Origin of the sequence: Mycobacterium sp. E1214 (genome assembly GCF_001666755.1) — a bacterium.
In the GTDB taxonomy this organism is placed as follows: Bacteria; Actinomycetota; Actinomycetes; order Mycobacteriales; family Mycobacteriaceae; genus Mycobacterium.
The window spans coordinates 1-26,820 of the sequence record NZ_LZJC01000076.1; the positions used below are offsets into that span (position 1 = coordinate 1).

Here is a 26,820-nt window from a genome sequence, read left to right on the forward strand (position 1 = left end):
GGCATGGACACCGAAACGCCGTTCGACAGCCTCATCGTGGCGGCCGGCGCGCAGCAGTCCTACTTCGGCCACGACGAGTACGCCGCCTTCGCGCCCGGCATGAAAAGCATCGACGACGCGCTCGAGCTACGCGGCCGCATCCTCGGAGCCTTCGAGGCCGCCGAGGTGGCCACCGACCCGGCCGAGCGGAAACGGCGCCTGACCTTCGTCGTGGCCGAAGTAGGACTGCTGCGCGCCGGCCGCCACGATGAGGCTGTCGAACGGCGTTTCGGTGTCCATGCCCATCAGGTGGGACTTGACGGTCTTGGTCCCGAGGTCGATGGCGGAGACGTCGCCCCACAACACCCGGACGTTCTTCTGCCTGCGGAGCACCAGGCGGGTGGTGGGCGCGATGTCGCCCTCGGACAGGATGCCGGTCGCGACCTGGTAGAGCAGCGGTTGGAAGAGGTGGGTCGTGGTCCGGGAGATGAGCGTGATGTCGACGTCCGCGCGTTTGAGCGCCTTCGCCGCCGTCAGCCCGCCGAATCCGCTTCCGATGATGACGACACGATGGCGCGCCATAGCTGCCCCTCCCGTTGGCCTAGTTCCGCAGCACGACCTCCACCCTATGACGTCGGTCGAGACGCAGTGACGGAAGTCACCAGGAACGGGTGCGGCGGCCCGTGCCGCCATGGTTTGCGGGGCCGGCGCGGCTCGGTGGCGGGGCGGGGCGCGCGGCGGCCGCAGCCGTCACAGGGAGCATTGGCGGGTCGCCGTGCCGGTCGGCCTCGGGTGGCGCGTGGCCAGGCGGGCGACGTGAAACAGCGTGGCAGGCAACGTCGTTGGAGATCGAGCACGGAGATTGACCGCGCGTTCGCGGGTCGTTGCCGCGCCCGTGCTCTCGGCGAAACGCCTTGCCGCCCAGCCAAATGCAGGCGCTGGCAATGGCTTCACCGACCGCGGCGAACTGCGGTGCTGACTAAGAGCGATAGGCCCCGCCTTCCGGCGGGGCCTATCGACACGGCATCAGACGCAGGTTAAGCCGGGACCGCAGTCGATCGTGAGCGGTATATCGCACGCCGACATGGCGGGTGCGGCAAAGGCGAGAACCAGCGCGAGGACGATTTTGCCGGTACGACGTGACATATCAGAACCCCCTTCGTTTTCGGGAGACCATTCTCTGGATGCCCGATGCGAGAAGCATACGCTGCTATTGAACAGACGCCAACACAATTCTTAAAAATTCGCCGGCTACCCGTGTGCGCGCGGTTCGGCTTGCCGACAACGTGTTTCGGCCTGCTGGCAGGCCAAAGGCAATGAATATAAAAGGCAAAGAAAAAGTGACCGTTAATCTGCGCTGGTTCGGTTGTAGCGCTAACATCGAACGCCCATTCTGGCTCGCGAGGCGCGCCATTGCCGGCCACATTGAATTCAATTCAAAAGCGCATTGCCTCGTTTGGCGCCGCGTGCTGGCGTCGCGCTGCGGTTCTGTCCGCGCGAAAAGGGCCGAGCCTCAGACGGTTTCGCGGCGGGGCGCGGACCCTAGAAGGGCCACCCGTTGGCGTCGGTTTTGTACTTGGCGTTGAGGTCGCTGCAGAAGTCCGAAGCGGTGCCGGCGAGGAAGATGTAGTAGACCTCGCCGTTGCGTCGGGTCTGATAAGAGGTCGGAGTGGTCCAGCCGTTGTTGCACATCGCGGATTCGCCGCCGGCCGCGGTGCGCCGCCAGTTCGTCTTCGCGCAGCTGCTCAGGTCGTCGACGTTGGGGGTGGCGCTCTTGGCCGCGATCAACATGGCGCCTCCCCATTGCCCGTCGTTGCGCCGGTAAGCGCGGGCGCCGAAGCCGGCATTGTTGGTCTGGCACGCCAGTGCCCGGCGCAACAGCGTGAAGGGGGCCGCGAGCTGTTGGTTCGATACGGCCGCGGCCGCGTTGATGAATTGGGCGGCGTCCGAGCCGTCGACCTCCTGGATGACGCTCGGGTTGCCGAAGCTGAACAGCTGGGCCGAGATTCCCGACGCCGCGCCGCCGCCGCCGATGATCGGACCGCCGCCGCCGGACGTCATGGCGGGCAACGTGACCGCCGGGTCGGCACCGGCTGTCGGCAGCCCGGCCAGCGCGCCAACGGCCAGCGCGGCGAGGGCGTGGCGGGCCCGGGACCCGGTGAATCTCATGGGTCTTATTCCAGCATGCGCGCGTATTCGGCGCGACGGTTGTCGCGAATCAGTGCGTGCAGCAGGTGCCGGGTCTGAAGCCGGATGTAGTCCTCGACGCTGTAGACCGGCCCGAAGTGCCAGTGCTTGAGGGCCCACCCGTGGGCCAGCATCAGGACGTTGTAGACGGCCAAGTCGACGTCGACGGCGCGGAACACGCCGGCCGCGATCCCTGCCTCGATCACCGTGCGTAGCGGTGCGGCACTGGCGATTTCGAGTTCCTTGATGCGCGCGCGGTCGGGCGCCGCGAGGGTCCAGCTCTCCCGGTAGGTCAGCACCACCCCGTCGCGGTTCTCGTCGACGATCTCAACGTACCGCCGGATACCGGCGGTCAGCTGGTCGACGACGTCGTCGCCCGCGGCGTCCATGACCGGCGCCAGCTGATCGCGGAACACGTCGAGGATCCGCACGATGGTCGCCAGCAGCAGGTCCTCCTTGCCGCCGAAGTACCGGTAGATGAGGCCGACGCTGACCTTGGCCTCGGCGGCGAGGTCCTGCATCGACATCTGGTGAAAGCCGGTCCTGCCCATCACCTTCACCGCGGCGTCGAGCAGCTGGCGGCGGCGCGAGCTGGCCCGCGCCGCCCGGACGGCCTCTTGGACCGGCAGGGAGCCGTAGTCGCCGACGTCGGTGCTCACGGCTGCCTCAGATGCCCAGGTCCTTGGCGATGATGGTCTTCATGATCTCGTTGGTGCCGCCGTAGATGGTTTGGATGCGGGCGTCGACGAACGCGCGGGCCACGCTGTATTCGCGCATGTAGCCGTGTCCGCCGTGCAGTTGCAGGCATCGGTCGGCCGTGCGGACCTGCAGATCGGTGGTCCACCATTTTAGCCGGGCGGCCCGCGCGGCGGTGAGGCCGCCGGCGAGGTGTTCGGCGAGGCAGTCGTCGAGATAGGTTCGGGCGACGTCTATTTCGGTCGCCAACTCGGCGAGTACGAACTGGCTGTGCTGGAAGCTGGCGATCGGTGCGCCGAACGCCTTGCGGTCGCGCACGTAGTCCAGCGTGTCGGCGAGAATGCCTTCCGCGGCGGCGACCGCTCCCACGCCGAGCGCGAGCCGCTCTTGCGGCAGGTTTCGCACCAGCTGGTAGAACCCGCTGCCCTCCTCACCGAGCAGGTTCTCGGCGGGCACCCGCATGTCGGTGAAGGTGAGCTCGCTGGTGTCTTGGGCGTGCAGGCCGATCTTTTCCAGGTTGCGGCCGCGCTGAAAACCCGGGGTGTCGGCGTCCACCACCAACAGCGACAGCCCCTTGTGCCGATCCGGGGAGGTGCGCACCGCGACAACGAACAGGTCACCGCTTTGCCCGTTGGAGATGAACGTCTTGGCGCCGTTGACGACGTAGTCGTCGCCGTCGCGCACCGCGGCGGTGCGGATCCCGGCGAGGTCGCTGCCCGTGCCGGGCTCGGTCATCGCGATGCCCAGCACCGTCTCACCGGTGACCACGCCGGGCAGCCACCGCTGTTGCTGCTCGGGCGTCGTCAGGTCGGTGAGGTACGGCAGCACGATGTCGTTTTGCAGGGTGAACGCGATGGATTCCGCGGCCGCCCCCGCCCGCTGCAGCTCGTCGATCACGATCGCGTTGTAGCGGAAGTCGTGGACGCCGGGACCGCCGAGGCTCTCGGGCACCGAGAAGCCCAACAACCCGACCTTGCCGGCTTCGACGAACAACGACCGGCCCCACTGCCCGTCGCGTTCCCAATCCTCGTGGTGCGGGACGACGGTCCGGCGCACGAAATCCTGGACCAGGTCCCTGAACTGGTGATGTTCCGGGGTGTATTCCAGGCGTGCGGGCACCGAACTGCTCCTTACCAGTGACGGTCAGCGGAAGGCGTCGCTGCCGGTGAATGCCTGGCCGAGGATGAGCTGGTGCATCTCGGGCGTGCCTTCGTAGGTCAGCACCGATTCCAGGTTCACCATGTGCCGGATCACCGGGTACTCCAGCGATATGCCGTTGCCGCCCAATATGGTTCGCGCGGTGCGGCAGATCTCGATCGCCTCGCGCGTGTTGTTGAGTTTGCCGAAGCTGACCTGTTCGGGCCGCAGCCCGACGGTGTCTTTGAGCCGGCCGAGGTGCAGCGACAAAAGTTGGCCCTTGTGCAGCTCGACGGCCATGTCGACCAGTTTGGCCTGAGTCAGCTGGAACCCGGCGATCGGGCGGCCGAATTGGGTGCGCTGCGTGGCGTAATCGAGGGCCGCCTGCCACGCCGAGCGCGCCGCGCCCATCGATCCCCAGATGATGCCGTAACGGGCCTCGGACAGACACGACAACGGTCCCCGCAGGCCGGTGGCGCCGGGAAGGATCGCGTCGGCGGGCACCCGGACGTCGTCGAGCACGAGCTCGCTGGTGATGGACGCCCGCAGCGACAGTTTGTGGTGAATGGTGTTGGCGGTGAACCCGGCCGTCCTGGTGGGGACGACGAAACCGCGGATGCCGTCGTCGGTGGCGGCCCACACGACCGCCACGTCGGCAACCGATCCGTTGGTGATCCACAGCTTGCGGCCGTTGATCACCCAGTCCGATCCGTCCCGGCGGGCCCGGGTCTTCATCGCGGCGGGATCGGATCCGATGTCGGGTTCGGTCAGCCCGAAACAGCCGAGCAGCTCGCCCGCGGCCATCGCGGGCAGCCACTCCTTCTTCTGCTCCTCCGAGCCGAACTTCCAGATTGCGAACATCGCCAGCGAGCCTTGCACCGAGACCATGGAGCGCAGTCCGGAGTCGGCGGCCTCCAACTCGGTGCACGCCAGCCCGTAGTGCACGGCCGAGGCGCCGCCGCAGCCGTAGCCCTCCAGGTGCATGCCGAGCAGCCCGAGCTGGCCGAACTGCTTGGCGAGGTCGCGCACCGGCAGATCACCGATCTCGAACCACTCGGCCACGTGCGGGAGGACGTGCTCGGCGCAGAACTGCCGGACGGTGTCGCGGACCGCCAGCTCGTCGTCGGACAGCGAGGCGTCGAGCCCCAGCGGGTCGAAGCGGTCGAAGGCAGGCGGTGTCTGAGTGCTCATGTTTGCAGCCTGCCACTAACCTGCCATGGTCAAACCACCGCTGACGCTGATCACCTGTCCGGTGATGAACGACGCGGCGTCGGAGGCGAAGAACAACACCGGCGCGGCGACCTCCTCGGGGCGGGCCAGCCGACGGAACGGGATGGCCTTGACCAGCGCTTCCTTGAGCTTCTCGGGCTGCGCGTGGAACAGCGGGGTGTCGGTCGGTCCCGGGCACACGCAGTTGACCGTGATCTGGTGGCGGGCCATCTCCCGGGCCAGCGATTTGGTCAGCGCGATGACGCCGCCCTTGGCGCCGGCGTAGATCGATTCGCCGGCGCTGCCGACGCGGCCGGCGTCGCTGGCCAGGTTGACGATGCGCCCACCGGCCTGCGCGTCGACCATCCCGGGCAGGAACGCGGCGCAGACGTGCACCGGCCCCAGATAGTTGATGGCCACCACCTTCGCGGCGAATTCCGGTGTGGCGTTGAGGAATTGATCAGTGCGGTCCCAGCCGGCGGCGTTCACCACGACGCGGGGCACGCCGACCTCGGCGTGCGTCCGGTCGCGCAGCGTCTGGACCTGCGCGGCGTCGGCCACATCCACGGGTAGGGCGGTGATGAGCTCGGGTCGCTCCCTTGCTGTCGCGCCCGCGGCCGCCTCGTCGAGGTCCGCGGCGATGACCCGGTGGCCCCGCGCGGCGAACGCCAGCGCGATCGCCTTGCCGATGCCCGAACCGGCACCGGTCACCACCGCCGTCGTGCTGTGTGAATGCTCGTTCATTGGCGACGAACTTACGTTCACCGCGAATGCGGGGTCAAGGGTGCCGGTGCCACCGCTAAGGGGTCAGCGCAGTTCTGCCCGTCTCGGCGGCCCGGCGGCCGCCCGGTAGTCTCGCGGCATGCGTAGGCTCCGGCGGCCGGCCTGGCTCGCGGTGGACGTCCTCGGGGTGCTGGTGTTCTGCGCGGTCGGGCGCCGCAGCCACGCCGAGGGCATCACCGTCACCGGGGTCGCCGCGACGGCGTGGCCGTTTCTCGCCGGGACCGCCGTCGGGTGGGTGGCGTCGCGCGCCTGGCGCGCGCCGACCGCCGTGCGGCCGACCGGGGTGGTCGTCTGGCTGTGCACCGTGATCGTCGGCATGGTGTTGCGCAAGGCGACGTCCGCCGGAGTCGCCGCGAGCTTCGTGGTCGTGGCGGCGTCGGTCACCGCGCTGCTGTTGGTGGGCTGGCGAGCGGCCGTCGGGCTCGCTCTGCGGCGCAAAGCCTGAGGTGACCATGGCGGCGGTGGCGGCGGTGGGCGTGCCCGCGACGTTTGCTGCCGCGGTGCGGGCCGCGGCCACCAGCAAGGGAACGCTGAACGACCCGTACGCCGAGGCCCTGGTGCGCGCCGCCGGCATCGAGTACTTCGCCCGCCTGATCGAGGATGAGGTGTTCGCGGCGGACGACGGCGTGGCGACGCCGGGCCTCGCTGCGGCGTTGGCCGCGCACACCCGGTTCGTCGACGGCTATCTCGCCGACGCGGGCCGGGCCGGTATCCGCCAGGTGGTGCTGCTGGCGCCGGGGCTGGACACCCGGGCGTTTCGGCTCTGGTGGCCGCCGGGAACGACGGTGTACGAAGTTGACCGGCCCGAGGTTCTTGATTTCAAAGACGTTGTGCTGCAAGGTCTTCAGGCACAATTGACCGCACATCGTCGCGGCATTGGCATCGATCTGAGCGCGGACTGGCCCGAGGCGCTGCGGCGGGTGGGCTTCGACGCCGCGCTGCCGACGGTGTGGGTGGCCGAGCAGCTCTTCGTCGGATACCTGACGCCGGAGGTCCAGGACCGGGTGCTCACCCACCTCACCGCCGCCAGCGCCCCCGGCAGCCGCCTCGCCGCCGATCACCTGCCCGTGTGGAGCCCGTTGCAGCTGGAGGCCGAACGGCACTTCGTCGACGGCTGGCGCCGCCGCGGCCTGGACGTCGACCTGGCCAGCCTGACCTACCCCGGCGAATACCGTTACGTGCCTGATTATTTGACGGACCGCGGCTGGGCCACCGTCAAGCGCCGCGTCGACGAGGTGTGCGCTGCCGTCGGCGCGGCGACGCCGCGACGCGACCGCTCGGGCCACCCGGCGTTGATTCCGGAATACGTCACCGCGGAGGTCACGGCGTGACGACCGTGCCCGGCCGGCTTCGGTTCGTGTCGGCGGCCCACAACGATCCGCTGGCGGAGCCCCTGCTGGCCGAGCTGGCGGTGGAATACGCCGAGCGCTACGGCGGCACGCCGAGCACCCACCTCACGTGGTTGCCGGTGCCCGAGGCCGAGTTGGCGCCTCCCGACGGCGGACTGTTGATCGGCGTGCTGGACGGCGTCGCCGTCACCGGCGGTGCGTTTCGGCGCTACGACTCACAAACCGCGGAGCTGAAACGGATTTGGACCGACAGCGCGCACCGGCGACGCGGGTACGCGCGGACGTTGCTGGCGGCGCTCGAGGCGGAGACGGCCGCGCGTGGCTATCGGCGGATCTACTTGATCACCGGCAACCGCCAGCCGGAAGCCGAATCGCTCTACGACGCAACGGGGTACACCAGGGTGCCGCCCGACCCGATACCGAACTGGGGACCGTTCCGACCGATCGCCTTCGAAAAGTGGCTGACGCCCCCGCGCTGAGCGCGGTCAATGGCCGCGCGGCGCGTACATGATGACCGCGACGCCCAGCAGGCAGATCACCGCCCCGGCGACGTCCCAGCGATCGGGCCGGAACCCGTCGAAGGCCATGCCCCACAACAGCGATCCGGCGACGAACACGCCGCCGTAGGCCGCCAATATCCGGCCGAAGTGGGCGTCGGGCTGCAACGTGGCGACGAAGCCGTAGGCGCCCAGCGCGACGACGCCGCCTGCGGCCCACAGCAGTCCGCGATGCGCGCGGACGCCCTGCCACACCAGCCATGCACCGCCGATCTCCAACGCCGCGGCCAGGACGAACAGCGCAATCGACTTGGCGACCGTCAACGAGCGCCCGCCTTACGCAGCGCCGCGTCGGTGGCCTCGCGGATGGGGCCGCGCCACAACGGGCCATGCCCGGGCGCCAGGGTCTCGGTCTCCAGCAGGGCAAGCGCCGACAGCGTTCGGATGCAGTCCTCCTGGCTGTAGCTGAAGATCGACGGCAGCAGTTGGGGTCCGTCGTGGCGGATCAGCGGGTGCCCGGTGACCAGGGCGTCGCCGCTGGCGAGCACGCCGTCGACCAGGTAGGAGCAGTGGCCGTGCGTGTGCCCGGGGCTGAACACCGCCCGCGGGCGACCGGGCAGCGTGGCCGCTATGTCGGTAGTCAGCGGTTGGGTGGTCGGGATCCCTTCGCGGTTGAGACCGCCGCTGCGCACGACGTGCACGGTCCACGCCGCCCACCGGGGCCGCCAGAGGCGCACCGCGAGATCGCTGATCGAAACCTGTTCCAGATACTCCCGTTTGGCGTGTCCGACCTCGTCGGCGTGGCAATACACGGCGGTCCCGAACTCCTTGGCGAACCAGATCGCCGATCCCAGGTGGTCGATGTGCGCGTGCGTCAACAAGATCGCGCGCACGTCGCCGGGCTCGTAGCCCAGTCGGCGCAGCGTCCCCACCACGTCCTCGCGGTCACCCGGGTAACCGGCGTCGATCAGCATCACCCCGGTGCCGTCGGCGACCAACGTCCAGTTGACGGCCTCGCCGACGGCGAGGTGGACCGTGTCGGTGACTTGAACGAGTGCCGGTGCCGATCCCATGCCGGCGAGTGTAAAGCGATCGCAAGCGCGGCGAAGCCGGGCGCGGCGGGTCGCGACGGCCGCGATAGGAGTAGAAAAGAACCCGTGGCTGAATTGAAACTTGGGTACAAAGCATCCGCCGAACAATTCGCACCGCGTGAGCTCGTCGAACTCGCCGTCGCTGCCGAGGACCACGGCATGGACAGCGCCACCGTCAGCGACCACTTCCAGCCCTGGCGGCACGAGGGCGGGCACGCGCCGTTCTCGCTGGCCTGGATGACCGCCGTCGGCGAGCGCACCAAGCGGCTGCAGCTGGGCACCTCGGTGCTCACCCCGACGTTCCGCTACAACCCCGCCGTCATCGCCCAGGCGTTCGCCACCATGGGCTGCCTCTACCCGGGCCGCATCTTCCTGGGCGTCGGCACCGGCGAGTCGCTCAACGAAATCGCCACCGGATACGAGGGCGACTGGCCGGAGTTCAAGGAGCGCTACGCCCGGCTGCGCGAATCGGTGCGATTGATGCGCGAGCTCTGGCTCGGTGACCGCGTCGACTTCGAGGGCGAGTACTACCACACCAAGGGCGCCTCGATCTACGACGTGCCCGAGGGCGGCATCCCGATCTACATCGCGGCCGGCGGCCCGCAGGTGGCCAAGTACGCGGGCCGCGCCGGCGACGGGTTCATCTGCACCTCCGGCAAGGGCGAGGAACTCTACAAGGACAAGCTGATCCCCGCGATGAAGGAAGGCGCGGAGGCCGCCGGCAAGAATCCCGACGACGTGGACCGGATGATCGAGATCAAGATCTCCTACGACACCGACCCCGAGCTGGCGCTGGAGAACACCCGGTTCTGGGCGCCGCTGTCGCTGACCGCCGAGCAGAAGACCAGCATCCACGACCCGTTGGAGATGGAGAAGGCCGCCGACGAGTTGCCGATCGAACAGGTCGCCAAGCGTTGGATCGTGGCGTCGGATCCCGACGAGGCGGTCGCGAAGGTCAAGGATTACGTCGACTGGGGCCTCAACCACCTGGTGTTCCATGCGCCCGGTCACGATCAGCGCCGATTCCTGGAACTGTTCGAGAAGGATCTGGCGCCCAGGCTGCGCCGGCTGGCCTGATCGGCGGGCAGATGGTCTCGGGTCCCGCCCGGGCGATCTATGTCGCCGCCCCCGAGCCGGAGACCGGCAAGTCGACGATCGCGCTCGGGCTGCTGCACCGGTTGACCGCGACGGTCGCGCGAGTCGGGGTGTTCCGGCCGATCATCAGAACCGATAGCGGCCGCGACTACATCCTGGAGCTGCTGCTAGGGCACACCACGGCGGGCCTGTCCTACGAGCAGTGCGCCGGCGCGACGTACCAGCAGCTGCACGCCGACGCCGACGCCGCGATCGCCGGCATTGTCGACGCCTATCACGCGATGGCCGAATCGTGCGATGCCGTGGTGATCGTCGGCAGTGACTACACAGACGTGACGCGGCCCGCCGAGCTCGCGGTGAACGCCCGGATCGCGGTCAACCTCGGCGCGCCGGTGTTGCTGGCTGTCAGCGGGAAGGGCCGCACCGCCGAGGAGGTCGGCCGGGTCGTCGAGGTGTGCGTGGCCGAGCTGTCGGCGCAGCGCGCCCACACGGCGGCGGTGATCGCCAACCGATGCGACCCGACCCAACTCGGGACGGTCGCCGAGGCACTGCGCGCCTTCGCCCTGCACAGCTACGTGCTGCCCGACGAGCCGCTGCTGTCGGCGCCGACCGTCACCGAGCTGGAGCGCGCCGTGCACGGGACGTCCGTCAGCGGCGAGGCCTCGCTGCGCGAACGCGAGGTGACCGGGATCCTCGTCGCGGGGATGACCGCCGACCATGTGCTGGAGCGGCTGCGCGACGGGATGGCGGTGATCACCCCCGGTGACCGCTCGGACGTGGTGCTCGCCGTCGCGAGTGCCCATGCGGCGGAGGGGTTTCCGTCGCTGTCGTGCATCGTGCTCAACGGCGGCTTCGCCCTGCACCCGTCCATCGCGGCGCTGGTGGCCGGGCTGCGGCTGCGGCTGCCGATCGTCGCCACCGCGCTGGGCACCTACGACACCGCGAGCGCGGCCGCCGCGGCCCGCGGCCGGGTCACGGCCACCTCGCAACGCAAGATCGATACCGCGCTGGAGTTGATGGACCGCTACGTCGACGTCTCGGATCTGCTTGCCCAACTGGCGATTCCGATACCCGACGTGATCACGCCGACGATGTTCATCCACCGGTTGACGCTGCAGGCCCGCTCGGATCGCAAGCACATCGTGTTGCCCGAGGGCGACGACGACCGGATCCTCAAGTCGGCGGGCCGGGTGCTGCAACGCCGCGTCGCGGACGTGACCATCCTGGGCGACGAGGCGCGGATCCGGCAGCGCTCCGGCGAACTCGGCGTCGACCTTGACGGCGCCAAGGTGCTCGACCCGCGCACCAGCGACCTGCGTGAGCACTTCGCCGAGCAGTACGCCGACCTGCGCAAGGCGAAGGGCGTCACCATCGAGCGGGCCCGTGAAGTCGTCGGCGAGGCAACGTATTTCGGCACCATGCTGGTGTACAACGGCATGGTCGACGGCATGGTCTCTGGTGCCGCCCACACCACGGCGCACACCGTGCGGCCGGCGTTCGAGATCATCAAGACCGTCCCGGACGTGTCCACGGTGTCGAGCATCTTCTTGATGTGCCTGCCCGACCGGGTCCTGGCCTATGGCGACTGCGCGATCATCCCCAACCCGACGCCGGAGCAGCTGGCCGACATCGCGATCTCGTCGGCGCGCACCGCCGCCCAGTTCGGGATCGAACCGCGGGTGGCGCTGCTGTCCTACTCCACCGGTGATTCGGGCACCGGTGCCGACGTGGACAAGGTGAAGGCCGCAACGGATTTGGTGCGCGCGCGGGCGCCGCAGTTGCCGGTCGAAGGACCCATCCAGTACGACGCGGCGATCGAGCCCTCTGTCGCGGCCACCAAGTTGCGGGACTCCCCGGTGGCCGGGCGCGCGACCGTGCTGATCTTCCCGGACCTGAACACCGGCAACAACACCTACAAGGCGGTGCAGCGCAGCGCCGGAGCAGTGGCGATCGGCCCGGTGCTGCAAGGGCTGCGCAAGCCGGTCAACGACCTGTCCCGGGGCGCCTTGGTCGAAGACATCGTCAACACGATCGCCATCACGGCGATCCAGGCGCAGGGCGGCTCGAATGACCAGTGACACGGCGCGTGTGGTTCTGGTGATCAACTCCGGGTCCTCGTCGCTGAAGTACAAACTGGTCGACCCCGACTCCGGTGCGGCCCGCGCGACCGGCAACGTCGAGCGGATCGGCGAGGACTCGTCCGGCGTACCCGACCACGCGGCGGCGCTGCGGCGCGCCTTCGACGCGCTGGGTGACGACGGCATCGACCTCGGGCAGTGCGGTCTGGTGGCGGTCGGGCATCGCGTGGTCCACGGCGGCAACAGGTTTCATCGTCCCACAGTGGTCGACGACGCGGTTCTGGGCGAGCTCAAGGGCCTGTCGGAGTTGGCTCCGCTGCACAATCCGCCCGCGCTCGCAGGTATCGAGGTGGCGCGCAAGCTGCTGCCCGACGTGCCCCACGTCGCCGTGTTCGACACCGGCTTCTTCCACGACCTGCCGGCCGCGGCGGCAACCTACGCGATCGACCGGGAGCTCGCCGAGCGATGGCAGATCCGCCGCTACGGCTTCCACGGCACGTCACACCGCTACGTCAGCGAACGCGCCGCCGCGTTCTTGGGCGTGAGCTTGCAGAGTGTGAATCAGATTGTCCTGCACCTGGGCAACGGCGCGTCGGCCTCGGCGATCGCGGCCGGCCGAGCGGTCGAAACCTCCATGGGGCTGACCCCGCTGGAGGGGCTGGTGATGGGCACCCGCAGCGGCGACATCGACCCCAGCGTCGTGGCCTACCTGTCGCACACCGCTCAGATGGAGGTCGACGACATCGAGGTCATGCTCAACCAGCGCTCCGGGGTGTTGGGGCTGTGCGGCCAGCGTGACTTCCGCCGGCTGCACAAAATGGTCGAATCAGGCGACGCTGCAGCCCAATTGGCGTACAGCGTGTTCATCCATCGGCTGCGCAAATACCTCGGCGCCTACCTGGCGGTGCTGGGCCACACCGACGTCATCACCTTCACCGCCGGGATCGGTGAGAACGACGCGACGGTGCGCCGCGACGCGTTGGCGGGCCTGGGGGAGCTGGGTATCGTGCTGGACGAGGACCGCAACGGCGGCGACGGCACGGGGGAACGGCTGATCTCCGCCGACGGCTCGCCGATCACGGTGCTGGTGATCCCGACGAACGAAGAGCTGGCCATCGCCCGCGACTGCGTCGACGTCCTATAGGAAGCCGAGGCTGGTGCGGCCGGCGCCGACCGAGGGCGTGGGGTCGGTACCCAGCGTTCGCGTCAGCAGCTCGGCGTACACGTCGCGAAAATCGGTGCTGTAGCGCAGGTCTCCGTTGTCGAGGTCGGTCAGGCTGGGTTCCGCGCCGTAGAAGCCGCCGCGCACGGGCGCGCCCGCGATGAAGACCGGGCCGGCGGTGCCGTGGTCGGTCCCTTGCGACGCGTTCGCCCGCACCCGGCGGCCGAACTCCGAGTACGCCATCAGCACGACGTTGCGCCCGCACGGGTCGCCGGCCAGCTGGCCCAGGAATCCGGTGACGGCCTCGTCGAGCGTCTGCAGCTGGCGCTGCTGGGTGGCGCGTTCGCCGGCATGGGTGTCGAACCCGCCCAACTGCACGGTGTATACCCGCGTCGGGACGCGCGCCTTGATCGCCTCGGCGACCACGCTCAGCTGTGCTGCCAGCGAATTACGTTCGTGCGTAGCGGGTTTAACCGAGGAGAACGCCGCGTCGGCGGTGCGCGCGGCGCGGTAGGCCTTGCACACCGCGGCCATCGCCGGGGTGTCATGTGGGTCGTCATCGCCCAGCGCGGTCATGACGGCGGCGAACGTTTCGGCCCTGCCCGTCGCCGCGTCCGGCGTGAGCGCGGCCGCCGTGCACTTCGCCCCGACGGCCAGCGGCGGCAGGACCGCCCCGACGTTCACCGCCCGCAACGGGTCGTCCCCGGTGGCGTCGAGCCAGCGACCGATCCAGCCGGTCGGAACCGGCTCGGACGGTGAGGCCGTCTGCCAGATGTCCATGGAACGGAAGTGGCTGTGGTCGGGCCGCGGATAACCGACGCCGCGCACGATCGCGAGTTGACGCCGGCCCCACAGCTGCGCCAAGCCCTTCAACGCGGGGTTGAGACCCAGCTGCTCGTCGAGGTGCAACACGTCGCCCGCGGCGTAGGCGAGCTCGGGACGGGCGTCGTGATAGGCGTTGTCCGCGTAGGGGATCAGGGTGTTGATGCCGTCGTTGCCGCCGTACAGCGTGACGATCACCAGCACGCCCGCGTCGGCGGCGAGGGGACGGTCGTGGGCGGCGCGCAGCAGGTCAGGCCAGCCGACGGCGACGCTGCCGGACAACAGCCCGGCGGCGCCGACGCCCGCGCTGGCGAGCAGGAATTTGCGACGGTTCATCGTCTTGGTCCGCCTAGGAGGTCAGGTATTCGGGGGTGTTGACGGCCGCCGCGACCAACTGCGGCGGTTGGCCAAGCAAGGGCTGCAGCGCCTTGACGGTGCGGTCCGACCAGTCGCCGACGCCGATCAGGTAGCCGACGGCGTCGATGCGGTCGGCGGGGGCGACGTCCTCCACGGGCGCCAGGTTCCCGGAGCGCGCCAACTGCGTCGCGGCGCGCAGCCGGATCCCGGCGCTGGCGGTGGAGAGCCACACCGGGCCGCTGGGCCAGCCGCCCACGCTGGGCGGGTAGAACGGCCGTTGGCCGAGGGTGCGCAGCGTCGCGTCGAGCGTCTTCGCCCGCGCCGGGGTGTCGATCGGCACCCGCAGCGCGCGGACCACGCCGACGAGCCATTCGACCGGGGTGTTGACCACCGTGGCGCGGGACCCGAGAAACTCGGGGTCGGTCAGGATCGCGCGGGTGAGGGCGCGCAGATCACGCCCCGGTCCATAGGCGGCGACCAGCCTGTCGAGCACCGCACCCGACGCCGGGCCGTCGGACGCCAGCTGCCGCCACAGCCGGCCGGCGACGTACTGCGCCGACTCGGGTTGCGAGAGCACGGCCTCGCAGAAGTCCGAGGCGTCGAAGTCGCGCGTCACCCCGAACAGCGTCTTGGCCGCCCCGTCGTGGCGTTTGGGTGTCAGCGTGGCGGCGCCCTGGCCGCCGATGACCCATCCGGTCAGCGCGCGGGCGCCGTCGCGCACGTCGGCCTCGGTGTAACCGTTGCCGTGGCCCAGGGCGAACAGCTCCATGAACTCGCGGGCCAGGTTCTCGTTGGGGGCCTTGGCCGTGTTCGCCTGGCCGTCCAGCCAGCGCAGCATGGCGGCGTCGGTGAGCATGGCGTAGGCCAGGGTGCGGAAGTCGCCCAGCGACAGGGTGCGCAGTTTCTGGTTCTGCGCCGCCATGTACGCGGCGACGCGCACCTTTTGCGCCGAGGTGGCAAAGTGGTTGTGCCACAACAAGGTCAACTTCTCGTGGGCCGGCTGGCCGGCGGTGGCCATGCGGCGCAGCCACCAGTCGGACAGCGTCGTCTGCTGCTCGGAGAGCTGCTGGTTGTAGGCCTTGCGCGCGGCGGGCGTGGCGCCCTTGCCCGGCGGGCGGGGCGGCTCGAGGGTCGGCATCGGGGTGGCGCGCGCGCCGGGGTCGGCGTCGGGGTCCGCCGCCAGTATGGCGTCGACGTAGCCGGCCCAGTCGCGGGCGACGGCGGCGTCGACCTCGGGCCCGGTCACGCCGAAACCGGCCCGGCGCAGCGCCCGGGCCGTGGTGAGCCACGCAGTGGACTGCCCCGGCATGGCTCAACTGTGCGGTGTCGAGCTGAAGGTTTGCTGAGTTTTCTTGCGTTTTTCTTGTGAAGCCTGTGTACGCCCGTCGACGGGTCGCGGCACACGCGTGTGATCCTGCGGGGCATGGAGGAGCCGTTTGTCGGTAGCCGGGCGCTGCGCTGTGGTGCGTTGAGCCGACACCAGTTGCGGACGCGATACCGCGCGGTGTTTCCCGACGTTTATCTCGGGAAGGACGCCGCAACCGGCCTCGAGTCGCGCATCGCGGCGGCGTGGCTGTGGGCCGGTGGCCGCGCCGTCGTCGCGGGGGCCGCCGCCGCGTTCCTGCTCGGGGCCGGGTGGATACCGGACACCGTTCCGGTCGAGCTGATCTGCGACAGGCCCCGCGCGCCGCGCGGTGTGCTGACGCGCCGGTGCGCGCTGGCCGACGGCGAGTCGCAGACCATCGGCGGCCGCGCCGTGACCACGCCCGAGCGCACCGCCTTCGATATCGGACGGCGCGGAGCCGTCCATTCCGCCGTCGCCCGCCTCGACGCGCTCGCCCGGGCGACGGGCGTCCACGCCGACGACGTGCTCACCGTCGCGCGGCGCCACCCTCGATCGCCAGGCCTGCGGCAACTCGAAACCGCCCTGCGGCTGGTCGATCCGGGAGCCCAGTCTCCGCGGGAGAGCTACCTGCGGCTACTGCTCGTCGACGCCGGCCTGCCCCGGCCGCGAACGCAGATACCGGTGCCAGGCGCGGACGGCGTTCCCTTCGCCTACCTCGACATGGGCTGGGAAGAGCCCATGGTGGCCGTCGAATACGACGGTGATCAACACCGAACGGACCGACGGCAATACGTGAAAGACGTTCGACGCCTGGAAACGCTGGAGCGACTGGGCTGGATCGTCGTGCGGGTCGTCGCCGAGGACCACCCCGTCGATGTGGTGCGGCGTGTCCGCGCGGCGCTGCAGGCCTCGCGTGTGCGTTCAGGGCTTTGAGTGTGCGCTGAGGGCGGGTTTCGCGCCGATTCTCCGCCCTGGACGCACACTCGACGAAACGCCGGGGCGCGCGGGCGCGACAACGCGAAGGCTAGAACGTGCTCGTCGGTCGCACGCGGTTGGCCATGTCGACCAGCGCGTAGCGATGCCGCTGGGTGGGCGCGACGCGGGCCAGGTTGCGCAGCGACGCCTCCACCCCCAGCCGCAACCCGTGCTCGGTGAACGGGAAGCCGAGGATGTGGTTGGTGCTGGCCTTGTTGTCCTCCAGCCAATCCATCGCGCAGCCCAGCACCAGCGCGCGGATCTGCAGCACCCGCGGCTCGGTCGGCGGCAGCGCCTCGACCCGCCGGGCGGCGTCGCGGATGTCCTCCTCGGTGATCTCGCTCTTGCTCCGGCCCGACAACAGCGTCACCGCGCTGGTCAGCCGGGCAGTGGTGAAATGCCGTGAGGTGGGCGGCACTTCGTCCAGCGTGCGCACCGCGGCGGCACGGTCGCCCTCGGCGGACAACGACCTGGCCAACCCGAACGCCGCGGAGATCACGCCGTCGTTGGTCTTCCACACCGTCTCGTAGAACCGGTGCTCGTCGACGTCACCGGCCAGCTCGGCGGTGGCAGCCAACGCCAGCTTGGGCGCCAGCTCGCCGGGAAAGGTGTCCAGTACCTCGGTGAAATGCATTGTGGCGGACTCGTAGTCGCCGGTCAACAGCTCGGCGACGGCCCGATACCACACCAGCCGCCACTGCCAGCCCACCCGCTCGGCCAGGTCGTCGAGCTTGCGGGTGGCCTTGGCGACGTCGCCGAGGTCCAGCAACGCGCGCACCTCCATCAGCGGCAACTCGACCGACTCGGAGAGCTCGACCCCGTCGGTGTCCAGCGAGCCGTGGCGCGCGGCGCGCAACGAGTCCAGCGTCTGCACCGGCTGCGACAGCACCGTCGCCTGCAGCACGGGAGAGGCGACGTCGGCCGGGTTGACCAGCGGAACCTGCAGCGCGGTCACGATCTCCCGTGCGGTCAGCCGCTCGGAGTGCACCTGGCCGTCGAGGTACACGTCGGTGTGCGCGACCAGCAGGTCCACGCCGAACGTCGAGCGGCTGGGACTGAAGATGGTCGACAGGCCGGTGCGCGGCACCCCGGTGTCGCGGGCGACGACTTCCCGCAGCACGCCCATCAGCTGCGCCGACATCTCCTGGGTGTTGGCGAACCGGCGCCGCGGGTCGGGATCGGTTGCGCGGCGCAACAATCGGCGAAACGAGTCGTATTTGGCGAGCACCGGGTCGTCGTCGGGCAGACCGTCGACGTAGCGGCCGTTGCGGGTGGGCAGGTTCAACGTCAGCGCCGCGAGCGTCCGCCCCACCGTGTAGATGTCGGTGGCGATCGTCGGCCCGGTCCGCACGATCTCGGGCGCCTGGAATCCGGGCGTGCCGTAGAGGTAGCCGAACGAGTTGATCCGCGACACCGCACCCAGGTCGATCAGCTTGAGCTGCTCCTCGGTGAGCATGATGTTCTCCGGCTTGAGGTCGTTGTAGACCAGGCCGATGGAGTGCAGGTAGGCCAGGGCGGGCAGGATCTCCAGCAGGAAGCCGATGGCCTCGGCGACGGAGAGCTTGCCGTCCTTGCCGAGTTTGGAGCCGTGCTTGAGCGACTGCCCGCCGACGTACTCCATGACGATGTAGCCGACCGGATCGCCTTGCCGGTCCGGGTGTTCGACGAAGTTGAAGATCTGCACGATCTGCGGGTGGACCACCTCGGCGAGGAACTGCCGTTCGGCCATCGCGATCGCCTGGGCTTCCGCGTCACCGGAATGCACCAGGCCTTTGAGCACCACCGGCCGGTCGTTGACGTTGTGGTCGAACGCCAGATACACCCAGCCCAGGCCGCCGTGCGCGATGCAGCCCTTGACCTCGTACTGGCCGGCGACGATGTCGCCCGGACTCAGTTGCGGCAGAAAGGAATACGGGCTACCGCAGGCCTTGCAATGCCCCTGCGACGGGCCCTTGCCCTCCTTGCTCTTGCGGCCGACCGGCTTCCCGCAGTTCCAGCAGAACCGCTTGGACTCCGGCACCACCGGGTTGGTCATCAGGGCTTCGAGAGGGTCGATGTCGCGCACCCGGGGGATCTCGACCAGCCCGCCCCCGAGCTGGCGGACCGGCGGCAACACCCGGGTGGCGACCGTCATGCGGTCCTGCGAATCGGTGTCCAGGGTGCCCAGCGAGATGTGCGGGAAGTCGTCGTCCTCGTCGTCGTCGTCGAAGTCTGGCCGATACAGCGCCTGGGTGGCCTGGATGCGGCCCGTCGCGCCGCTCTGGGCCTCGGCGGGTTGGGTGCCGGGGCCCGCGTCCTCGGCGCCGGCTTCCGGCTCGTCGGTGTGCTTTTCGAGCTCGGCCATCAGTCGCTGTACCTGGGCGTGGGCGGGGCCGGCGCCGGACCGAGCACCGTCAACCATTTGCGGTACAACGTGTTCCAGGTGCCGTCGCGCCGGATCCGCTCGAGCGTGCCGTTGACGAACCGCACCAGGCCGGTGTTGTAGAGGTTGACGCCGATGCCGTAGGGCTGGGTCGCCATGTTGGGCCCGACGATGTGCAGGTACGGGTCCTCCTCGACCAGCCCGGCGAGAATCGAGTCGTCGGTGCTGACGGCGTCGATCTCCCGCTGCTGCATCGCGACCAGGCAGTCGGCCCAGTTGACGACGGACACCACCACCGGCGGCGGGTCGATCTGCCGGATGCGGTGCAGGGACGTGGTGCCCTTGGCCACGCACACCCGCTTGCCGGACAGGTCGTTCACCTTGGCGATCGAGGAGTCCCGCGGGGTGAGGATCCGCTGGTTGGCATCGAGGTAGACGGTGGAGAAGTTCACCAGCTTGCGTCGGTCGCAGGTGATGGTCATGGTTTTGACGACGACGTCGACCTCGGAGTTCTGCAGCGCGGTGACGCGCTCGTCCGAGGACAGGATGCGGTATTCGACGTGCGAGGGGGCGCCGAAGATGTCGCGCGCGATCTCGCCGGCGATGTCGACGTCGAAGCCGGTGATCTCACCGGTGATGGGGTCGCGGAAGCTGAACAGGTTGCTGCCGATGTCGAGCCCGACGATCAGCCGCCCGCGGGCGCGGATGTCGGCGACGGCGGCGTCGGCTTCGGCCTTGGTGTTGAAGGGCCGCAGGCTGGCGGTCAGGTCGCAGCTCTGGGTGGGCCCGTCGGTCGGAAGCGGCGGCTCGGGCGGCAGCTGCTCCATGCCGACGGGGGTCGGCGGTGGCAGCGTCGGGACGCTGGCCACGGTCAGCGATTCGGTGTGCCCGCAGCCGGCCAGCAGCGTCACCGCGGCCAGCGCGGCGCCCGCTCGGCGGAGCCGGTGCAGGCGGCGCACTACCGATACTCTTTCAGCCGCGGCCACAGGCCGAGGGCGACAGCCACGGCGGCGCCGAGGCTGAGCACCACGCCGCCCACCTGGGCGCCGGACAGGCCGCTGCGGGCGTTGATGACGTCGTTGCGCAGGCGGGTGCGGCTCTGGTCCATCGCCTTGACCAACTCGTCCTCGAGCTTGTCGAAGGCCGGGGTGGAGTCGTCCTCGCTGCTGCCCAGCGCGACCTGCGTGGCGGCCCGGTAGTTACCCACCGAAATGTAGGAGCTGATCCTGTCGTTGGCCTGCCGCCAGCGCAGCAGCAGCTGATCGGCGCCCTCCAGGTCCGGCTTGTCGACGGCGTCGCTGCGCGACATGTACTGGTCGAGCTGCCGGTGCATGGCGTCGATGCGCTGGTAGAAAGCCTGTTTGCGCTTCTCCTCGTCGCCGCGGCGGATCAGCGACAACGTCTCGTCGGCCCGCGCTTGCTGGGCGGTGATCGCGACGTTGGTGACGGTCTTGAGCGACTCGGCGGCAGTGTTCTTCGCGCTACGACTGGCCGCCGTAGAGATGGTTAGCGCAGTTCCGACCCAGACCACCATGACGAGAATAGCGAGCGCACCGACGATCAGACCGGGGTTGATGCGACGCCGGGTGCGCCGCGCCAGCCAGCGATGCGAGAAGGCGCCGAAGACGGCGGTCGCGCTCACCACGAGGATGACCGGCGCCGGGATCTGGGTGGACGCCGTGGTCTCGGCGTCGACGCGATCCGAGGTGGCCTGGTAGAGCTGCGCGGCGTCGGGCAGGATCGTCGTCTGCATCAGCCCGGAGGCCTCCGACAGATACGACGAACCGACCGGGTTGCCCTCCCGGTTGTTGGTCCGGGCGATCTCGATGAGCCCGGTGTAGACGGCCAGTTCGGCGTTGATGCGGCCCAGCAGCTGCACCAGCGGCTCGTCGGTGAGCCCGCTGGACGCCCGCGTCACCGCCACCGCCGCATCGGTGATGGCCTGCTCGTAGCGCTGCCGCACCGGCTGCGGCTCGGCCTCGGCGATGAATGCGGTGGCCGCCGCCGCGTCGGCCACCGACAACGTGGTGTACAGCCGGCCGGCGGCGAACGACAGCGGCTCGGTGTGGTTGAGGACCGTGGTGAGCACCTGCTGGCGGTGGTTGATGGTGGTCGAGGTGGCGAACGCGCAGATGCCGCCGAGCACCGCCAGCACGATGCCGATGGTCAGGATGCGGCCCGGCGTCGTCGAGATGAACCACCAGCGCGGATGGGCTGGTTCGGCCGGCGAGCGCATTCCCTGCGGCTCGGTCGACGGATGCGCCAGCTCAACCGTCACGTGTGATCAGCCCTCGTCTCTTCGCCACGGAAATTCGCTGCACCGACCTCTATAAGCGAATTCTAAGAGAATGTCGAGGCCGATGGGTGGAGGCGGACCGATTCATCGAGCGCACACTGCATATCCTGAACCCGTGCGCGGCGACGGTGACGGGTGGGTGCTCTCCGACGGCGGCGCGCACTTCTGGGGTCGCTACGGCGCGGCCGGTTTGTTGCTGCGCGCCCCGCAAGCCGACGGCACGCCGGCGGTGCTGTTGCAGCACCGCGCGGTCTGGAGCCACCAGGGCGGAACCTGGGGGCTGCCCGGCGGCGCCCGGGACAGCCACGAGACGCCGGAGGAGACGGCCGTTCGGGAAGCGCACGAGGAGGCCGGTGTCCGCGCCGAGTTGTTGTCGGTGCGCGCGACGGTGGTGACGGCCAGCGTCGCCGGCGCCGGCGGCGCCCAGTGGACCTACACCACCGTCGTCGCCGACGCCGACGAACTGCTGCACACCGTCCCGAACGGGGAGAGCGCGGAGATGCGCTGGGTCGACGAGAACGAGGTTGCCGATCTGCCGCTGCACCCCGGCTTCGCCGCCAGCTGGCAACGACTGCGCACCGAGCCCGCGCTGCTGCCGCTCGGCGCCGGGGACGAACGTCGGCGGCAACTGCCGCGGACGCTGGAGATCGAGGCGGGCGTGTTCGTGTGGTGCATGCCCGGCGACCCGCTGCGGGCCGACGAGACGCCGTCGCCGCTCAGCAGCCGCATCAACGCGCTGCTGTAAGCGCCGCCCGCAGCCGGGCGGCGGCCGCCCGCGGGTCCTCGGCCGCGGTGATCGCCCGCACCACCACCACGCGCCGGGCGCCCGCTTCGAGCACGTCGGGTAGCCGCTGCGTGTCGATCCCGCCGATCGCAAACCATGGCTTGTCGGCGTGCAGCCGCGCGGCGGCCGCGACCAGCGCGAGGCCCGGCGCCGCGCGGCCGGGCTTGGTGGGGGTGGGCCAGCAGGGGCCGACGCAGAAGTAGTCCGGCCCCCCGGGAGCGGCCGCCGCGGCGGCCTGCTCGGCGTCGTGGCTCGACAGCCCGAGCAACACCTCCGGCCCGGCGATGTCCCGCGCGACGTCCAGCGGGAGGTCACCCTGCCCCAGGTGCAGCACGTCCGCCCCGGCTGCCCGGGCGATGTCGGCGCGGTCGTTGACCGCGAACAGGGCGCCGTGCCGGTGGGCCGCCTCGGCGAGCACCTCACACGCCGCCAACTCGTCGCGGGCCTCCAACGGCCCGAACCGCTGTTCAGCGGCGGAGCCTTTGTCGCGCAGCTGGATGATGTCCACCCCACCGGCCAGGGCGGCGTCGGCGAACTCGGCCAGGTCGCCGCGCTCGCGCCGCGCGTCGGTGCACAGATATAACCGCGCCGCGGCCAGGCGGGACATTCGTTCATCTACGGGAATCTGCACACCGCGACGCTAGCGCGCTAGCGTGGAGCCGGAGAATTACTCGACACGGGAGTCCCGGGTTCGTCGCTGCGGGGCTGAGAGTGGGCACAGCCAGAGCATCTGGATCTGCCCTTACCGTCACACCTGATCCGGATCATGCCGGCGAAGGGAGGCTTGGAGGATGAGTGGGATGCCGACCGGCCCCGAGATGGGGTCGTTGGCGGTCGTCGGCGGCGGCGTGATCGGGCTGGCGGTGGCGCGGCGGGCGACGCAGGCCGGATGGTCGGTGCGGGTGCACCGGGGCAGCGAGCGGGGCGCCTCCTGGGTGGCCGGCGGCATGCTGGCCCCGCACAGCGAGGGCTGGCCCGGCGAGGAGCAGCTGTTGCGGCTGGGCCTGGAGTCGCTGCGGTTGTGGCGCGAGGGCGGGTTCCTCGACGGGTTGCCGCCCGGGGTGGTCACCGCCCGCGAGTCGTTGGTGGTGGCCGTGGACCGGGCCGACGTCGCGGACCTGCGCACGGTCGCCGAATGGCTCTCGGCGCAGGGGCATCCGGTGGTGTGGGAGTCGGCCGCCCGCGACCTCGAACCCCTGCTGGCGCGGGGCATCCGGCACGGTTTCCGGGCCCCCACCGAACTGGCGGTGGACAACCGGGCGGTGCTGGACGCGTTGAGCGCCGAATGCGAGCGGCTGGGCGTGCGGTGGGCGCCGCCGGTGCGCGACCTGTCCGACGTGAGCGCCGACGCCGTCGTGCTCGCCAACGGCATCGACGCGCCTTCGCTGTGGCCCGGCCTGCCGGTGCGCCCCGTCAAGGGCGAGGTGCTGCGCCTGCGCTGGCGCAAGGGCTGTATGCCGTTGCCGCAACGCGTGATTCGCGCGCGGGTGCACGGGCGGCAGGTGTACCTGGTTCCGCGCGCGGACGGGGTGGTCGTCGGCGCCACCCAGTACGAGCACGGCCGCGACACGGCCCCGGTCGTGTCCGGGGTGCGGGACCTGCTCGACGACGCCTGCGCGGTGCTGCCGGCGTTGGGTGAATACGAGCTGGCCGAGGCCGCGGCCGGGCTGCGCCCGATGACGCCGGACAACCTGCCGTTGGTGCACCGGCTGGACGCGCGAACCTTGGTGGCGGCCGGTCATGGCCGTTCCGGGTTCCTGCTGGCGCCATGGACGGCCGAACAGATCGTCTCCGAGCTCGTTCCGGTGGGAGTGCACTCATGATCGTCGTGGTCAACGAACGCAAGGTCGAGGTGGACGAGCGCACCACCGTGGCGGCGTTGCTGAGCACGCTGGGGTTCCCCGAACGCGGGGTGGCGGTGGCGATGGACGACGCGGTCCTGCCCCGATCGCGTTGGGCCGCCGAGCTTTCCGACGGCGCCCGCCTCGAGATCGTGACGGCGGTGCAAGGTGGCTGACTCCAAACTCACCATCGGGGACCGCAGCTTCACCTCGCGGCTCATCATGGGCACCGGGGGAGCGACCAACCTGGCGGTGCTCGAGGACGCGCTCGTCGCCTCCGGCACCGAGCTGACCACCGTCGCCATCCGCCGGGTCGACGCCGAGGGCGGGACCGGGCTGCTGGACCTGCTGAACCGGCTGGGGATCACCCCGCTGCCCAATACCGCGGGCTGCCGCAGCGCGGCCGAGGCCGTCCTCACCGCGCAGCTGGCGCGCGAGGCGCTGGACACCAACTGGATCAAGCTCGAGGTGATCGCCGACGAGCGCACGTTACTGCCGGACGCCATCGAATTGGTCCGCGGTGCAGAACAATTGGTTGACGACGGGTTCGTGGTGTTGCCCTACACCAACGACGACCCGGTGCTGGCGGCCCGGCTCGAGGACGCCGGGTGTGCGGCCGTCATGCCGCTGGGCTCGCCAATCGGCACCGGGCTGGGCATCACCAACCCGCACAACATCGAGATGATCGTCGCGCGGGCCGGGGTGCCGGTGGTGCTCGACGCCGGCATCGGCACCGCCAGCGACGCCGCCCTGGCGATGGAGTTGGGTTGCGACGCCGTGCTGTTGGCCACGGCGGTGACGCGGGCCGCCGACCCGCGGGCCATGGCGGCCGCGATGTCCGCCGCCGTCACCGCCGGCTACCTGGCCCGTCGCGCCGGGCGGATTCCCAAGCGGTTCTGGGCGCAGGCCTCCAGCCCCGGCTCGCCGCCGGCGGCGGGCGGCTGAGCCCGTGGCCCCGAAACGGTATGTGGCGCTGGGCAGTTCGATGGCCGCCGGGCCGGGCATTGCGCCCCGTGCCCCCGGCGCCCCGCGCTGGTCGGGCCGCTCGGCGCGCAACTACCCGCACCTGCTCGCCGACCGGTGCGGGATGGACCTCGTCGACGTGACCTTCTCCGGAGCGACCACCGCGCATCTGCTTGCCGAAGAACAGCGCGGCGCCCCGCCGCAGCTGACGGCGCTCGACGGGTCGGAAGCCCTGGTGACCGTGACGATCGGCGGCAACGACGTCGGCTACGTGCCGCTGCTGATGGCCGCCTCGTTGCCGGGCTGGACCCGCCGGGCGCCGCTGCTGGGCCCTCGGGTGGCGGAGCTGCTGGACCGCGACGCCCGCGATCGGGCGCTCGCCGACGTGGCCGAGTCGTTGTGCGTCGTCGGCCGGGAGGTGCGGCGCCGCGCGCCGCGCGCCCGGGTCGTGTTCGTCGATTACCTGACCTTGCTGCCGCCCGCGGGCGAGGCGGCGGGGCCGATCCGCGCCGCGGACGCCGATCTGGGCCGCCATGTCGCCGCCGCGTTGGAGCGGGCCACGGCCGAGGCGGCCATGGCGACGGGCTGCGAGGTCGTCCGTGCCGGGGCGGCCAGCCGGGAACATCACCCGTGGTCGGCCCAGCCGTGGACGACGCCGCCGGCCAAGTACGGCGTCCCGCTGCCGCGCCGGCCCGCGCCGCTGCACCCCAACGCCGCGGGCATGCGCGCGGTAACCGAGCTCGTCGCCACCTTGCTGTGACGCTCAGCCGTTGGCCTGCCACCACCGGTACAGGGCCGCAACGTCGGCGGTGCCGCCGCGCAGGTAGCTCACGATGTTCTTGGCCTGCGTGGTCCAGATGATCTCCGCGGCGTTCCGGTAGGTGCCGCAGGCCAGCTGCCCCGCGCTGGAGTCGGCGCTGCCCTGGTGCCAGATGGTGGGGGACTGGCCGTTGTCCCCGCACGCCGTCAGCACGTCCTCGCCGATGCTCGTCGCAAAGAACCGGTTCATGCTGTCGCCGTCGCTGAACAAGACGTACTTGGCCTGCACCGGGCCGCTCGGGTCGGGGCTTTGCCCGCAGTTGAAGGCGGCCAGTTGCCCGGCGGTGACGTTCTGGGCGGTGCAGTTGTTCAAGCCGTAGCCCTTGGACAGCGAGGCGGCGAGCGTGTTGACGTCCGAAGGTGTTCCGGGGTCGGCGGTGCCGGGCGCGAGGCCGGGGCCGACCGTCACGCCGGCCAGCAGCGCGGCAACCACCCAGCCACGTGACGCGTTGGTCATCACCGACCCATACTCGCTCAGCTGCCGCGCCGCCGGCCAGCCCGGTGGGGCCCCGACGCGCTCGCCCGCGGCCGGTGGGCGCCTCGGCAAACGCCGCACGGCGGCATTCCGACCCTTGGCGGGGCGTGCCGATGGCACCGCCCGCAGCGGCGGCACCGGAGCCCGACCGCCGTGCCGGGCCACTCGTCGCGGCGCACCCCGCGTCGGTGCCGCGGTGCGGGCAGGCCCGTCGTCGCCGATTTACCGCAGGCGCTCGTCCTGCGATTTTGCCGGCGCGCCGACCCCGCCTCGGGGCGGCCGCGACAACGGCTCGCAGCCGAAGCGGGCCGGCCAGCCGCGCACGGCCGCGGGCGCCGCCCAAACCGATTTCACATTGCTAGTGCCGTGACGACTCCGCTCGGGTATGGTTAGCACCGCTTGACGCCAGCTAACTCTCTTGACTGGAGAATCGATGACACACGCGTCACGTGGCTGGGTGGTTGCCGCGCTGCTGGCCGGCGTGACGGTCGGCCCCGGCCTCGCGCCCGGCACCGCCG

At 70.4% G+C, this 26,820-nt stretch carries 26 protein-coding genes, 1 pseudogene and 1 riboswitch; of the genes and pseudogenes, 12 read left to right on the forward strand and 15 right to left on the reverse strand.

Features of this window, described 5'->3' with window-relative positions; translation table 11 throughout:
* Positions 1 to 204 precede the first annotated feature (204 nt).
* The 6 genes and pseudogenes from A5700_RS08740 to A5700_RS08765 all read right to left on the reverse strand — a co-directional run.
* Positions 205 to 561, reverse strand: a pseudogene (locus A5700_RS08740) (FAD-dependent oxidoreductase); the annotation flags it as partial.
* Between the two features lie 960 nt (positions 562 to 1,521).
* A complete protein-coding gene (locus A5700_RS08745) occupies positions 1,522 to 2,148 on the reverse strand; it encodes a hypothetical protein (protein WP_068070941.1) in 627 nt (208 codons plus the stop codon).
* A 5-nt stretch (positions 2,149 to 2,153) separates the two neighbouring features.
* A complete protein-coding gene (locus A5700_RS08750; RefSeq protein ID WP_068070942.1) occupies positions 2,154 to 2,825 on the reverse strand; it encodes a TetR/AcrR family transcriptional regulator in 672 nt (223 codons plus the stop codon).
* 7 nt (positions 2,826 to 2,832) lie between these two features.
* On the reverse strand, positions 2,833 to 3,981 hold the full coding sequence (locus A5700_RS08755; protein WP_068204627.1) for an acyl-CoA dehydrogenase family protein: 1,149 nt from the start codon (positions 3,979 to 3,981) through the stop codon (positions 2,833 to 2,835).
* A gap of 24 nt (positions 3,982 to 4,005) precedes the next feature.
* On the reverse strand, positions 4,006 to 5,190 hold the full coding sequence (locus A5700_RS08760) for an acyl-CoA dehydrogenase family protein (protein ID WP_068070945.1): 1,185 nt from the start codon (positions 5,188 to 5,190) through the stop codon (positions 4,006 to 4,008).
* 15 nt (positions 5,191 to 5,205) lie between these two features.
* The gene (locus A5700_RS08765; protein ID WP_068070947.1) at positions 5,206 to 5,952 is read right to left on the reverse strand and encodes an SDR family NAD(P)-dependent oxidoreductase; all 747 of its coding nucleotides are present in this window, start codon (positions 5,950 to 5,952) and stop codon (positions 5,206 to 5,208) included.
* Positions 5,953 to 6,070: 118 nt separating this feature from the next.
* On the opposite strand from A5700_RS08765, the gene A5700_RS08770 reads away from it, so the two are divergent.
* Genes A5700_RS08770 through A5700_RS08780 form a run of 3 tightly spaced genes read left to right on the forward strand, consistent with a single transcriptional unit; the run spans position 6,071 to position 7,819 of the window.
* Positions 6,071 to 6,436 carry a DUF3054 domain-containing protein gene (locus A5700_RS08770; RefSeq protein WP_068070949.1) on the forward strand — a complete coding sequence of 122 codons (366 nt, stop codon included), beginning with the start codon at positions 6,071 to 6,073 and terminating at the stop codon, positions 6,434 to 6,436.
* A 7-nt stretch (positions 6,437 to 6,443) separates the two neighbouring features.
* The gene (locus A5700_RS08775; protein WP_068071047.1) at positions 6,444 to 7,322 is read left to right on the forward strand and encodes an SAM-dependent methyltransferase; all 879 of its coding nucleotides are present in this window, start codon (positions 6,444 to 6,446) and stop codon (positions 7,320 to 7,322) included.
* Positions 7,319 to 7,819 (forward strand): GNAT family N-acetyltransferase, encoded by a 501-nt coding sequence (locus tag A5700_RS08780; protein WP_068070951.1) that lies wholly within the window; start codon positions 7,319 to 7,321, stop codon positions 7,817 to 7,819. Before A5700_RS08775 ends, A5700_RS08780 begins: the two co-directional genes overlap by 4 nt.
* Before the next feature lie 6 nt (positions 7,820 to 7,825).
* Here A5700_RS08780 and A5700_RS08785 read toward each other — a convergent pair whose 3' ends face one another.
* Both A5700_RS08785 and A5700_RS08790 read right to left on the reverse strand, forming a co-directional pair.
* Positions 7,826 to 8,161 (reverse strand): YnfA family protein, encoded by a 336-nt coding sequence (locus A5700_RS08785; protein ID WP_068070952.1) that lies wholly within the window; start codon positions 8,159 to 8,161, stop codon positions 7,826 to 7,828.
* Entirely contained in the window at positions 8,158 to 8,910 is a 753-nt protein-coding gene (locus tag A5700_RS08790; RefSeq protein WP_068070953.1) for an MBL fold metallo-hydrolase, read from the reverse strand. Before A5700_RS08790 ends, A5700_RS08785 begins: the two co-directional genes overlap by 4 nt.
* A gap of 84 nt (positions 8,911 to 8,994) precedes the next feature.
* On the opposite strand from A5700_RS08790, the gene fgd reads away from it, so the two are divergent.
* From fgd to A5700_RS08805, 3 genes are read left to right on the forward strand one after another with little or no spacing between them, the layout of a single operon-like run.
* Positions 8,995 to 10,005, forward strand: a complete 1,011-nt coding sequence (gene fgd / locus A5700_RS08795; protein ID WP_068070955.1) for a glucose-6-phosphate dehydrogenase (coenzyme-F420) — start codon at positions 8,995 to 8,997, stop codon at positions 10,003 to 10,005.
* Between the two features lie 11 nt (positions 10,006 to 10,016).
* Positions 10,017 to 12,101, forward strand: coding sequence for a phosphate acetyltransferase (gene pta / locus A5700_RS08800; RefSeq protein WP_068070956.1), 2,085 nt, complete (start codon positions 10,017 to 10,019; stop codon positions 12,099 to 12,101).
* Positions 12,091 to 13,245, forward strand: a complete 1,155-nt coding sequence (locus A5700_RS08805) for an acetate kinase (RefSeq protein ID WP_068070957.1) — start codon at positions 12,091 to 12,093, stop codon at positions 13,243 to 13,245. The genes pta and A5700_RS08805 overlap by 11 nt, the downstream gene beginning before the upstream one ends.
* On the opposite strand, the gene A5700_RS08810 is transcribed toward A5700_RS08805, so the two are convergent.
* Positions 13,240 to 14,421, reverse strand: a complete 1,182-nt coding sequence (locus A5700_RS08810) for a DUF1501 domain-containing protein (protein WP_068070958.1) — start codon at positions 14,419 to 14,421, stop codon at positions 13,240 to 13,242. The two genes, A5700_RS08805 and A5700_RS08810, sit on opposite strands and share 6 nt — an antisense overlap.
* A 13-nt stretch (positions 14,422 to 14,434) precedes the next feature.
* A complete protein-coding gene (locus A5700_RS08815) occupies positions 14,435 to 15,751 on the reverse strand; it encodes a DUF1800 domain-containing protein (RefSeq protein ID WP_068070960.1) in 1,317 nt (438 codons plus the stop codon).
* A gap of 114 nt (positions 15,752 to 15,865) precedes the next feature.
* Here A5700_RS08815 and A5700_RS08820 point away from each other — a divergent pair, with 114 nt between their 5' ends.
* The gene (locus tag A5700_RS08820; RefSeq protein WP_068071049.1) at positions 15,866 to 16,720 is read left to right on the forward strand and encodes an endonuclease domain-containing protein; all 855 of its coding nucleotides are present in this window, start codon (positions 15,866 to 15,868) and stop codon (positions 16,718 to 16,720) included.
* A gap of 91 nt (positions 16,721 to 16,811) precedes the next feature.
* Here A5700_RS08820 and A5700_RS08825 read toward each other — a convergent pair whose 3' ends face one another.
* Genes A5700_RS08825 through glnX form a run of 3 tightly spaced genes read right to left on the reverse strand, consistent with a single transcriptional unit; the run spans position 16,812 to position 21,402 of the window.
* Positions 16,812 to 19,106, reverse strand: coding sequence for a serine/threonine-protein kinase PknG (locus tag A5700_RS08825; protein WP_068070965.1), 2,295 nt, complete (start codon positions 19,104 to 19,106; stop codon positions 16,812 to 16,814).
* On the reverse strand, positions 19,106 to 20,083 hold the full coding sequence (locus A5700_RS08830) for a glutamate ABC transporter substrate-binding protein (protein WP_068070968.1): 978 nt from the start codon (positions 20,081 to 20,083) through the stop codon (positions 19,106 to 19,108). The genes A5700_RS08825 and A5700_RS08830 overlap by 1 nt, the downstream gene beginning before the upstream one ends.
* On the reverse strand, positions 20,083 to 21,402 hold the full coding sequence (gene glnX / locus A5700_RS08835) for a protein kinase G-activating protein GlnX (protein WP_068070970.1): 1,320 nt from the start codon (positions 21,400 to 21,402) through the stop codon (positions 20,083 to 20,085). Before glnX ends, A5700_RS08830 begins: the two co-directional genes overlap by 1 nt.
* A 133-nt stretch (positions 21,403 to 21,535) precedes the next feature.
* On the opposite strand from glnX, the gene A5700_RS08840 reads away from it, so the two are divergent.
* Positions 21,536 to 22,165 carry an NUDIX hydrolase gene (locus A5700_RS08840; protein WP_068070972.1) on the forward strand — a complete coding sequence of 210 codons (630 nt, stop codon included), beginning with the start codon at positions 21,536 to 21,538 and terminating at the stop codon, positions 22,163 to 22,165.
* Here the strand turns inward: A5700_RS08840 and thiE are convergent.
* Entirely contained in the window at positions 22,149 to 22,811 is a 663-nt protein-coding gene (gene thiE / locus A5700_RS08845) for a thiamine phosphate synthase (RefSeq protein WP_068070974.1), read from the reverse strand. The genes A5700_RS08840 and thiE overlap by 17 nt on opposite strands.
* Positions 22,812 to 22,870: 59 nt before the next feature.
* A riboswitch (TPP riboswitch) is annotated at positions 22,871 to 23,002 on the forward strand.
* Between the two features lie 2 nt (positions 23,003 to 23,004).
* Here thiE and thiO point away from each other — a divergent pair.
* Genes thiO through A5700_RS08865 form a run of 4 tightly spaced genes read left to right on the forward strand, consistent with a single transcriptional unit; the run spans position 23,005 to position 25,768 of the window.
* Positions 23,005 to 24,027 (forward strand): glycine oxidase ThiO, encoded by a 1,023-nt coding sequence (gene thiO, locus A5700_RS08850; RefSeq protein WP_068070976.1) that lies wholly within the window; start codon positions 23,005 to 23,007, stop codon positions 24,025 to 24,027.
* On the forward strand, positions 24,024 to 24,221 hold the full coding sequence (thiS, locus tag A5700_RS08855; protein ID WP_068070980.1) for a sulfur carrier protein ThiS: 198 nt from the start codon (positions 24,024 to 24,026) through the stop codon (positions 24,219 to 24,221). Before thiO ends, thiS begins: the two co-directional genes overlap by 4 nt.
* A complete protein-coding gene (locus A5700_RS08860) occupies positions 24,214 to 24,990 on the forward strand; it encodes a thiazole synthase (protein WP_068070982.1) in 777 nt (258 codons plus the stop codon). Before thiS ends, A5700_RS08860 begins: the two co-directional genes overlap by 8 nt.
* 4 nt (positions 24,991 to 24,994) lie before the next feature.
* Positions 24,995 to 25,768, forward strand: a complete 774-nt coding sequence (locus A5700_RS08865) for an SGNH/GDSL hydrolase family protein (RefSeq protein ID WP_255377913.1) — start codon at positions 24,995 to 24,997, stop codon at positions 25,766 to 25,768.
* A 3-nt stretch (positions 25,769 to 25,771) separates the two neighbouring features.
* On the opposite strand, the gene A5700_RS08870 is transcribed toward A5700_RS08865, so the two are convergent.
* Positions 25,772 to 26,284, reverse strand: coding sequence for a serine/threonine protein kinase (locus A5700_RS08870; RefSeq protein ID WP_068070984.1), 513 nt, complete (start codon positions 26,282 to 26,284; stop codon positions 25,772 to 25,774).
* Between the last annotated feature and the right edge of the window lie 536 nt (positions 26,285 to 26,820).

What these genes read in the sequence shown, in the direction of transcription:
- A5700_RS08745 (WP_068070941.1), bottom strand. Translation starts at nt 2,148, where the DNA reads ATGAGATTCACCGGGTCCCGGGCCCGCCACGCCCTCGCCGCGCTGGCC.
- A5700_RS08760 (WP_068070945.1), bottom strand. Translation starts at nt 5,190, where the DNA reads ATGAGCACTCAGACACCGCCTGCCTTCGACCGCTTCGACCCGCTGGGG.
- A5700_RS08765 (WP_068070947.1), bottom strand. Translation starts at nt 5,952, where the DNA reads ATGAACGAGCATTCACACAGCACGACGGCGGTGGTGACCGGTGCCGGT.
- A5700_RS08770 (WP_068070949.1), top strand. Translation starts at nt 6,071, where the DNA reads ATGCGTAGGCTCCGGCGGCCGGCCTGGCTCGCGGTGGACGTCCTCGGG.
- A5700_RS08775 (WP_068071047.1), top strand. Translation starts at nt 6,444, where the DNA reads ATGGCGGCGGTGGCGGCGGTGGGCGTGCCCGCGACGTTTGCTGCCGCG.
- A5700_RS08790 (WP_068070953.1), bottom strand. Translation starts at nt 8,910, where the DNA reads ATGGGATCGGCACCGGCACTCGTTCAAGTCACCGACACGGTCCACCTC.
- pta (WP_068070956.1), top strand. Translation starts at nt 10,017, where the DNA reads ATGGTCTCGGGTCCCGCCCGGGCGATCTATGTCGCCGCCCCCGAGCCG.
- A5700_RS08805 (WP_068070957.1), top strand. Translation starts at nt 12,091, where the DNA reads ATGACCAGTGACACGGCGCGTGTGGTTCTGGTGATCAACTCCGGGTCC.
- A5700_RS08810 (WP_068070958.1), bottom strand. Translation starts at nt 14,421, where the DNA reads ATGAACCGTCGCAAATTCCTGCTCGCCAGCGCGGGCGTCGGCGCCGCC.
- A5700_RS08815 (WP_068070960.1), bottom strand. Translation starts at nt 15,751, where the DNA reads ATGCCGGGGCAGTCCACTGCGTGGCTCACCACGGCCCGGGCGCTGCGC.
- A5700_RS08820 (WP_068071049.1), top strand. Translation starts at nt 15,866, where the DNA reads ATGGAGGAGCCGTTTGTCGGTAGCCGGGCGCTGCGCTGTGGTGCGTTG.
- A5700_RS08825 (WP_068070965.1), bottom strand. Translation starts at nt 19,106, where the DNA reads ATGGCCGAGCTCGAAAAGCACACCGACGAGCCGGAAGCCGGCGCCGAG.
- thiE (WP_068070974.1), bottom strand. Translation starts at nt 22,811, where the DNA reads ATGTCCCGCCTGGCCGCGGCGCGGTTATATCTGTGCACCGACGCGCGG.
- thiO (WP_068070976.1), top strand. Translation starts at nt 23,005, where the DNA reads ATGCCGACCGGCCCCGAGATGGGGTCGTTGGCGGTCGTCGGCGGCGGC.
- thiS (WP_068070980.1), top strand. Translation starts at nt 24,024, where the DNA reads ATGATCGTCGTGGTCAACGAACGCAAGGTCGAGGTGGACGAGCGCACC.
- A5700_RS08870 (WP_068070984.1), bottom strand. Translation starts at nt 26,284, where the DNA reads ATGACCAACGCGTCACGTGGCTGGGTGGTTGCCGCGCTGCTGGCCGGC.